The organism is Vibrio sp. Y176, from assembly GCF_033438945.1.
The window spans coordinates 1-1,457 of sequence record NZ_JAWOQS010000067.1 but is presented as its reverse complement, the minus strand read 5'-3'; the positions used below and the strand labels follow the sequence as shown (position 1 = coordinate 1,457).

The 1,457-nt window shown below is 54.1% G+C and carries 1 rRNA gene; it reads left to right on the top strand.

What is annotated here, in order from left to right:
• A 16S ribosomal RNA gene (locus R7O13_RS24090) occupies positions 1–1,457 on the top strand; the annotation flags it as partial.

Sequence of the window (1,457 nt, the reverse complement as noted above, 5' to 3'; positions counted from 1 at the left end):
CGATAACGGCGTCGAGCGGCGGACGGGTGAGTAATGCCTAGGAAATTGCCCTGATGTGGGGGATAACCATTGGAAACGATGGCTAATACCGCATGATGCCTACGGGCCAAAGAGGGGGACCTTCGGGCCTCTCGCGTCAGGATATGCCTAGGTGGGATTAGCTAGTTGGTGAGGTAAGGGCTCACCAAGGCGACGATCCCTAGCTGGTCTGAGAGGATGATCAGCCACACTGGAACTGAGACACGGTCCAGACTCCTACGGGAGGCAGCAGTGGGGAATATTGCACAATGGGCGCAAGCCTGATGCAGCCATGCCGCGTGTGTGAAGAAGGCCTTCGGGTTGTAAAGCACTTTCAGTCGTGAGGAAGGTGGTGTAGTTAATAGCTGCATTATTTGACGTTAGCGACAGAAGAAGCACCGGCTAACTCCGTGCCAGCAGCCGCGGTAATACGGAGGGTGCGAGCGTTAATCGGAATTACTGGGCGTAAAGCGCATGCAGGTGGTTTGTTAAGTCAGATGTGAAAGCCCGGGGCTCAACCTCGGAATAGCATTTGAAACTGGCAGACTAGAGTACTGTAGAGGGGGGTAGAATTTCAGGTGTAGCGGTGAAATGCGTAGAGATCTGAAGGAATACCGGTGGCGAAGGCGGCCCCCTGGACAGATACTGACACTCAGATGCGAAAGCGTGGGGAGCAAACAGGATTAGATACCCTGGTAGTCCACGCCGTAAACGATGTCTACTTGGAGGTTGTGGCCTTGAGCCGTGGCTTTCGGAGCTAACGCGTTAAGTAGACCGCCTGGGGAGTACGGTCGCAAGATTAAAACTCAAATGAATTGACGGGGGCCCGCACAAGCGGTGGAGCATGTGGTTTAATTCGATGCAACGCGAAGAACCTTACCTACTCTTGACATCCAGAGAACTTTCCAGAGATGGATTGGTGCCTTCGGGAACTCTGAGACAGGTGCTGCATGGCTGTCGTCAGCTCGTGTTGTGAAATGTTGGGTTAAGTCCCGCAACGAGCGCAACCCTTATCCTTGTTTGCCAGCGAGTAATGTCGGGAACTCCAGGGAGACTGCCGGTGATAAACCGGAGGAAGGTGGGGACGACGTCAAGTCATCATGGCCCTTACGAGTAGGGCTACACACGTGCTACAATGGCGCATACAGAGGGCGGCCAACTTGCGAAAGTGAGCGAATCCCAAAAAGTGCGTCGTAGTCCGGATTGGAGTCTGCAACTCGACTCCATGAAGTCGGAATCGCTAGTAATCGTGGATCAGAATGCCACGGTGAATACGTTCCCGGGCCTTGTACACACCGCCCGTCACACCATGGGAGTGGGCTGCAAAAGAAGTAGGTAGTTTAACCTTCGGGGGGACGCTTACCACTTTGTGGTTCATGACTGGGGTGAAGTCGTAACAAGGTAGCGCTAGGGGAACCTGGCGCTGGATCACCTCCTTA